This window comes from Mesorhizobium sp. M1A.F.Ca.ET.072.01.1.1 (assembly GCF_004023325.1).
Taxonomy (GTDB): domain Bacteria; phylum Pseudomonadota; class Alphaproteobacteria; order Rhizobiales; family Rhizobiaceae; genus Mesorhizobium.
The window spans coordinates 1-7,550 of record NZ_RZSF01000323.1 but is presented as its reverse complement, the minus strand read 5'-3'; the positions used below and the strand labels follow the sequence as shown (position 1 = coordinate 7,550).

The following is a 7,550-nucleotide window of genomic DNA, read 5'->3' as shown; positions in this document are numbered from 1 at the left end:
GGATGAGACGGTCGGCCTTGAACGGCTTCTCGATGAAATCATAGGCGCCGCGCCGGATGGCCGACACCGCCGTTTCGATGTTGCCGTGGCCGGAGATCATCACCACCGGCATGTTCGGATGCATCGTCTTGATCTCGTCGAGCAGCGCCAGACCGTCGAGGCGCGAGCCCTGCAGCCAGATATCGAGGAAAATCAGCCGTGGCGCGCGATCGGCAATCGCCGCTAGCGCGCTGTCGGCATCGTGTGCCGTGCGGGTTTCGTGACCTTCGTCGCTCAGGATACCGGCGACCAGTTCGCGGATGTCTTCCTCGTCATCGACGATGAGAATGTCAGACGCCATTACCGACCTTTTCAGTTTCTCGTTCGTGTTCGTCGCGGCCTTCGCCGCGTGGCGGCGCGGGGACGACCGCCGCCGGTGGCAAGATGATCGAGATCATCGCGCCCCGGCCGCCGTGGAAATCGGGCGGCGCGTCGTGCAATTCGAGCCGGCCGCCATGGTCCTCCACGATCTTCTTGACGATAGCGAGGCCAAGGCCGGTGCCTTTTTCGCGCGTCGTCATGTAGGGCTCGAGCAGTCTCTGCCGATTCTCGCGCGGCAGCCCTTTGCCGTTGTCGATAACATCGATTCTTATGGCGCCATCTTGGCGCCCGGCTTGAATCCGGATTGTGCCGTCGGAACGGTCTTGCGCATCAAGTCCGTCGATGGCCTCGGCGGCGTTTTTGATGACGTTGCCGAAGGCCTGCGCCATCAGGCGGCTGTCGAACGTTCCCTTGAGCGGCTCGTTGCCGAAATCACGCTGGAAAGCAATGTCGGAGCGGCTGACTTCCACCAGGAACGAAGCTTCGCGCAGCGACTCGCGCAGGTCTATCACCTTCATCTCCGGCTTCGGCATGCGGGCGAAGGCCGAGAATTCGTCGACCATGCGGCCGATGTCCTCGACCTGACGGATGATGGTGTCGGTGCATTGATCGAAGACTTCGCGGTCCTCGGTGATGACCTTGCCGTAACGGCGCCTGATGCGCTCGGCCGAGAGCTGGATGGGCGTCAGTGGATTCTTGATCTCATGGGCAATGCGCCGCGCCACATCGGCCCAGGCCGAAGACCGCTGCGCCTGCACGAGATCGGTAATGTCGTCGATGGTGACGACATAGGATTTTTCTTCCGAGCCGTCGTCTCCGGCCTCGACGGTGACCTGGACATTGAAAGTCCGTTCCATGCCGGCGCGGAAGAAGGTCACCTGCTCGCGATAGACCGGCTTGCCGGATTGGCGCCCGATCTCGAAGACGCGACCGACATGCGGCAGGATGGCGGAGAGGTTCTGTCCGAGCGCGGCACTCGCCGAGATCGCCAGCATCGTTTCGGCCGAGCGATTGGCGATGGTGATGACGCCGTAGGGATCGACGCCGATGACGCCTGCGGTCACGCCGGCCAGCACCGCCTCCGAGAACCGCCGCCGCTCGTCGATCAGGTCTTTGGCCGACAGCAGCTCGTTGCGCTGCGATTTGAGCTCGAGGATCATGTTGTTGAAGGTCTCGCCGAGCGAAGCGACGTCGCCGTCCGATTGACGCACGGGCACGGCGACGTCGAGATTGCCGGTCGCCACCTCGTCGGCCGCGCCGATCAGCTGGCGGATCGGCCGGACAATGCGATCGGCCACGGCGATGCCGGTCCAGATCGCCGACAGGATGACGATCAGGGTCAGCGACAGATAGGGCAGCGCGAACGCGACTTGCGAAGTGCGACGGTTCTCTTCCAGTCCGCGATACTCGTCGGTGTTCGACCGAACGATCTGCCGCGCCTTGATAACGTCCGGGTCGACGAGCCGGATCGTGTAGAGATAAAGACCTTCGATCTCGCGCAACTTGACGATGGCGCCCATGATGTTGCGGGTGCGCGGCTCGATCAGCACCGGCTTGCCGTCGGCGGCCGTGTTGACCGCGCCAGGGGGCGGCTCCGGCATGGCGAAGTCGGCGTCGGTCTTGGCGCTCATGACGAAAGAGCCGTCAGGCTTGATCAGCGCCGCATGCGCCAGTCCGCGGCCAACGGCCTCCTTGTTCATGAGATCGAGGAAGCCGGTGCGGTCGAGCCCGTAGAGCGTGCGCGAGGCGTCGAGGTCGTAGGCCATCGACAGGGTCGTGCCCTGCAGGTTGCGCGCATTTTCCTGGACATAGGCATCGGCGATCGACAGCGACGAATTGACGATCGTTTTGGTGCGGATCTCGAACCAGCGGTCGAGGCCGATATCGAGCGTGATCGAGGCGATGATCGCGACCATGATCGCCGGGATGGCGGCGACCAGCGCGAACATGGCGACGATGCGCACATGCAGCCGCGATGCTGCACGGCCGTGCCTGCGCGCCATGACGATGCGGCGGATCTCGCGGCTGATCAGGGCGATCAGGAACAGGACGAAGACGGCGTTGAGCGCGATCAGCGCCCAGGTGGCGTTTGCATTCGGCGCGATTGGGGTCGCACCGACAAGGATCGCAAACGAGATCGCTGCGGTGATCATGGCGCCGACGATCGCGACCACGCCGGGCAGCGCCAGCAGCCGGCGACCGTCGCGAACGCCGGCCCGGCTGAAAAGCGGTTGGTTCAGTGTCGGAGCCTCAGCAGCCATATCGCCGTCTAGAGTCGGTCATTGCGTCGGATGTATGCAACGCATTGTGGCGATTATGCAACAAGTGTGGCCGGGACGGAAATCTTTCCCCGACTTAATTCCCAAAAGTGAAGGGCAACTCAGGGCTGCCTGGCGGCCTTGTAGACGTTGACGCCAAGCTCGCGGATCTTCTTGCGCAGCGTGTTGCGGTTCAGGCCCAGAAGCTCGGCCGCCTTGATCTGGTTGCCGCGCGTCGCGGTCATCGAAGCCAGCACCAGCGGATATTCGACCTCGGCGAGGATGCGCTGGTAGAGCCCGGACGGCGGCAGATCGCCGGCGAACGAGGCGAAATAGCGCTGCAGGAAATGCTCGACCGCCTGGCCGATCGACAGATCGTCGGGGATCAGCGCGCCGCCGTCCGGCACGACAGATCGCTCGCCGGTCTTCAGTTCGGCCTCGATGATCTCGGCCGAAATCTCGTCCTGCGAATAGAGCGCGGCGAGCCTGCGCACCAGATTTTCCAGCTCGCGCACATTACCGGGCCAGGGATAGCGCTTCATCAGCTCGATGCCACCGGCGGAAATGCGCTTGGTCTGCAGGCCTTCGCTGGCGCCCTGCTTGAAGAAATGCCGGACAAGGTCAGGCACGTCTTCAGAACGCTCTCGCAACGCCGGGAGTCGCAGCGGCACGACATTCAGGCGGTAGAACAGGTCCTCGCGGAACAGACCCTGGTTGATCAGGGTCCGCAAATCCTTGTTGGTGGCGGCGACGATGCGCACGTCGGTCTTGATCGGCGTGCGGCCGCCGACGGTGGTGTATTCGCCCTGCTGGAGCACGCGCAGCAGGCGCGTCTGCGCCTCCATCGGCATGTCGCCGATCTCGTCGAGGAACAGCGTGCCGCCTTCGGCCTGCTCGAAGCGGCCGGTGGAGCGGTTCTGCGCGCCGGTGAAGGCGCCCTTCTCATGGCCGAACAGTTCCGATTCGATCAGGTCGCGCGGGATCGCGGCCATGTTGATGGCCACGAAAGGCCCGCCGCGGCGGCGGCCGTATTCGTGCAGCGCGCGCGCTACCAGCTCCTTGCCGGTGCCGGATTCGCCGCTGATCATCACCGTCAGGTCGGTCTGCATCATGCGGGCCAGCATGCGGTAGATGTCCTGCATGGCCGCCGAGCGGCCGACCAGCGGCATCGTCTCCGGCTGGTCGTCGGCGCGGGAATCCAGCTTCGGCCGCTTCGGCTCGGCAAGCGCGCGGTTGACGATGTTGAGCAGCTCGGTCAGATCGAACGGCTTCGGCAGATATTCGTAGGCGCCGGTCTCGGAGGCGCGGATGGCGGTCATGAAAGTGTTCTGCGCGCTCATGACGATGACCGGCAGCTCGGGCCGCGCTTTCTTGATGCGCGGCAGCATGTCGAAGGCGTTCTCGTCCGGCATCACCACATCGGTGATGACGAGGTCGCCCTCGCCGGCAGCCACCCAGCGCCACAGCGTCGAAGCGTTCGAGGTCACGCGCACCTCATGGCCGACGCGCGACAGCGCCTGGTTGAGCACGGTGCGGATCGCCGCATCGTCGTCGGCGACGAGGATATTGCCGCGAACGGTCATTTGCGGTCTCCTTCAGCTTCGTCGCCGGCGTTGGGCAAAGTGTCCTTCCAGGCCGGCATCAAGACGCGGAAAGTGGTTCCACGCTGCGTCGAATCGCATTCGATGATGCCGCCATGCTCGCCGACAATCTTGGCGACCAGAGCCAGCCCGAGGCCCGAGCCGTTCGGTTTGGTGGTGATGAACGGATCGAAGAGGATCGGAAGGATGTCCTCGGAAACACCGGGGCCGTTGTCGTGCACGCAGAATTCCAGCGGCAGCGAGACGCGGTCTTGCGTTCCCGGCACGGAAACGCGGATGCCGGGCCGGAAAGCCGTCGACAGCACGATCTCGCCCTGCGGGTCGGCGCCGATCGCCTCCGCGGCGTTCTTGACCAAGTTGAGGAACACCTGGATCAGCTGGTCACGGTTGGCATAGACTGGAGGAAGTGATGGATCATATTCCTCCAAGATCTTGATTTTTTTTGCAAATCCGTTCTTGGCGATCGCTTTCACATGATCCAGAACGACATGGATGTTGACGGGAAAGCGCTCGATCGGCCGCTCGTCGGAAAACACTTCCATGCGGTCGACCAGCGACACGATGCGGTCGGTCTCGTCGGTGATCAAGCGGGTGAGCGCACGGTCCTCGTCGGAGGCCGAGAGCTCGAGCAGTTGCGCCGCGCCGCGGATGCCGGAGAGCGGGTTCTTGATCTCATGCGCAAGCATGGCCGCCAGGCCGGTGACAGAACGGGCGGCACCCCGATGCGTCATCTGGCGATCGATCTTGTCGGCCATCGACCGTTCCTGGAACATCACCACCACCGATCCGGGAAACTCCGGCACCGGGGCGACATAGAGGTCGACCACCTTCTCGATGCCGAGGCGCGGCGAAGAGACGTCGACGCGGTATTCGTTGACCGGCGCGCGGCGCTCGCGCACCTGGTCGACCAAGGTCAGCAGCGGACTGCCGAACGGGACCAGCTTGGACAGCGTGTTGCGCGCCAGCATGGTCGCGCTGGAGCGGAAGAAATCCTCTGCATCCGCGTTGGCGAAGGTGATGAAGCCGTCGGCATCGACCATGATCACCGGGCGGCGGATGGTGTTCAGCACGATATTGGCGGCATCCGCGGTGTCGGCCGGCTGTGGGAGGTTCGTATTCATGCCGCGCTCCGCAGTTCTGGCGATGCCGCGCTTTCGGTGAAGGCTTGACGCAGCCCGGCGATCACTTCAGCCGGCTCGAAGGAAGTGAGGATATGCTTGCGCCGTTCCGCCGAAACACCAGTCGCGTGGCTGTCCAGATACCAGCCGAGATGCTTGCGCGCCTGGCGAAGCCCGCTTTCGACGCCGTAGAGCGAGAGCATGTCCTCGTAATGCGCAACCACGTAGTCGGCGAGCGTCTGGGGCGTTTGGGGAATATCGGTTGCAGACATGCCAGCGGCGGCTGCCGCGATGCTGCCGGCGGTCCACGGCGCGCCGTAATGGGCACGGCCGATCATCACCGCGTCGGCGCCTGATTGATCCAGGATCGTCGCAGCCTCTTCCGGCGAGCCGACATCGCCATTGGCCACCACCGGGATCGAGACCGCTTCCTTGACGCGCGCAATGGCGCGCCAATCGGCCTTACCCTGATAGAACTGGCAGCGCGTGCGGCCGTGGACGGTCACCATGCGCACGCCGGCCAGCTCGGCGCGGCGCGCCAACATCGGCGCGTTGAGCGCGCTTTCGTCCCAGCCGAGCCGCATCTTGACCGTCACCGGCACCGAGACCGCACCGACCACCGCCTCGATCAGCGAGAGCGCGTGATCGAGATCGCGCATCAGCGCCGAGCCGGCATAGCCGCCCGTCACCTTCTTTGCCGGGCAGCCCATGTTGATGTCGAGGATGTCGGCGCCCTCGCCCGCCGCGATTCGCGCGCCCTCGGCCATGTGCGCTGCCTCGCGGCCAGCAAGCTGCACCATATGGACGGGCAGCCCGGAATGGCGGATGCGCAGATCGCAGCCGGCCCTGCCCTTGGCCAGTTCGCCGCTCGCCACCATTTCCGACACGACCAGCCCGGCACCATGCGCATGCGCACGCTGACGGAACGGCTCGTCGGTTATGCCGGACATCGGCGCCAGGAACACGCGGTTGCGTATCCTTACGCCGCCGACGTCGAGCGGCGAAGCCAATGTGGTCAATTCAGGCATGCACAAAAACCAAGCATATTCGATTGCTGCACATTGTGTAGCCAGATGCAAGCCATTGTGCAACGCGCAATGACGTCACATTAAGGCGCATTTTGGAAAATGCTGGCCTTCCCTGCGAGCCGCGACTAAGCCTCTCGCCATGACTGACACAAGTGAAAAACCGGACGGCAAGGTCGGCGTGGTCATTGTCGCCGCCGGCCGCGGCGCCCGTGCCGGACAGGCCGAGGGGCCGAAGCAGTATCAGCGCATCGGCGGACGCGCCGTCATTGCGCATACGCTGGAAAGATTCCTGTCACATCCAGCCGTCGGGCCAGTGGTGGTGGCGATCCACGCCGACGACCGCGAGCTGTTCGAGCGCGCGGCGGGAGCTAATGCTACGCGCACGCTCATCGTCATGGGCGGTCCGTCCCGCCAGGCTTCCGTCCGGCTGGGACTTTTGGCGCTGAGGGAGCAGGCGCCGGCAAAGGTGCTGGTGCATGATGCGGTGCGCCCGTTTGTCGATCATGGGCTCATCGACCGAACCATCGAGGCCATCGGCAAGCGCCAGGGAGCCCTGCCGGCGCTGCCCGTCGCCGACACGCTCAAGCGGGAATCGGCCGAGGGCATGATCGAGGAGACGGTGTCGAGGGCCGGCCTGCACGCGGCGCAGACACCGCAAGGCTTCCCGTTCTGGCCGTTGCTGGCGGCGCACGAGAAGGCGCATCATCTCGGCAAAAGCGAGTTCACCGACGACGCGGCGATCGCCGAATGGGCGCATATTCCGGTCAAGATCGTCCAGGGCTCGCCGGACAACATCAAGCTCACCTGGGCAAGGGATATCGCGATGGCCGACCAGCGGCTCTCAAATGCGCTGCCGCGCTTTCCGGACATCCGCACCGGCAATGGCTATGATGTGCACGCGTTCGAAGCGGGCGACCACGTCACTCTGTGCGGGGTCACTATCCCCTATGACCGGAAACTCTCCGGTCATTCGGACGCCGATGTCGGGCTTCATGCGCTCACCGATGCGTTGCTCGCCACCTGCGGCGCCGGCGACATCGGCACGCATTTTCCGCCATCGGACCGGCAATGGAAGGGCGCTGCCTCGAAGATCTTCGTCGAGCATGCCGCGAAGCTGGTGCGCGAGCACGGCGGGCGCATCGCCAATGCCGATATCACGCTGATCTGCGAGGCGCCGCGGGGTGG

General features: G+C 64.5%; 6 protein-coding genes. 1 reads left to right on the top strand and 5 read right to left on the bottom strand.

Annotated elements, in window-relative coordinates:
- From EOA32_RS30210 to dusB, 5 genes are all read right to left on the bottom strand, one after another.
- Nucleotides 1-340, bottom strand: a 340-nt coding sequence (locus EOA32_RS30210; protein ID WP_145971390.1) for a response regulator, incomplete at its 3' end; no start/stop codon positions are given.
- Entirely contained in the window at nucleotides 330-2,621 is a 2,292-nt protein-coding gene (locus EOA32_RS30205; RefSeq protein WP_066989713.1) for a PAS domain-containing sensor histidine kinase, read from the bottom strand. The genes EOA32_RS30210 and EOA32_RS30205, both read right to left, overlap by 11 nt.
- A 119-nt stretch (nucleotides 2,622-2,740) precedes the next feature.
- Nucleotides 2,741-4,201: a nitrogen regulation protein NR(I) gene (gene ntrC / locus EOA32_RS30200; RefSeq protein ID WP_066989709.1), complete on the bottom strand. Its 1,461-nt coding sequence runs from the start codon at nucleotides 4,199-4,201 to the stop codon at nucleotides 2,741-2,743.
- The gene (locus EOA32_RS30195) at nucleotides 4,198-5,340 is read right to left on the bottom strand and encodes a nitrogen regulation protein NR(II) (RefSeq protein WP_128373665.1); all 1,143 of its coding nucleotides are present in this window, start codon (nucleotides 5,338-5,340) and stop codon (nucleotides 4,198-4,200) included. The genes ntrC and EOA32_RS30195 overlap by 4 nt, the downstream gene beginning before the upstream one ends.
- Entirely contained in the window at nucleotides 5,337-6,365 is a 1,029-nt protein-coding gene (dusB, locus tag EOA32_RS30190) for a tRNA dihydrouridine synthase DusB (RefSeq protein WP_066989702.1), read from the bottom strand. The genes EOA32_RS30195 and dusB overlap by 4 nt, the downstream gene beginning before the upstream one ends.
- A gap of 139 nt (nucleotides 6,366-6,504) precedes the next feature.
- On the opposite strand from dusB, the gene EOA32_RS30185 reads away from it, so the two are divergent.
- On the top strand, nucleotides 6,505-7,550 hold a 1,046-nt coding region (locus tag EOA32_RS30185; RefSeq protein ID WP_128373664.1), incomplete at its 3' end, for a bifunctional 2-C-methyl-D-erythritol 4-phosphate cytidylyltransferase/2-C-methyl-D-erythritol 2,4-cyclodiphosphate synthase.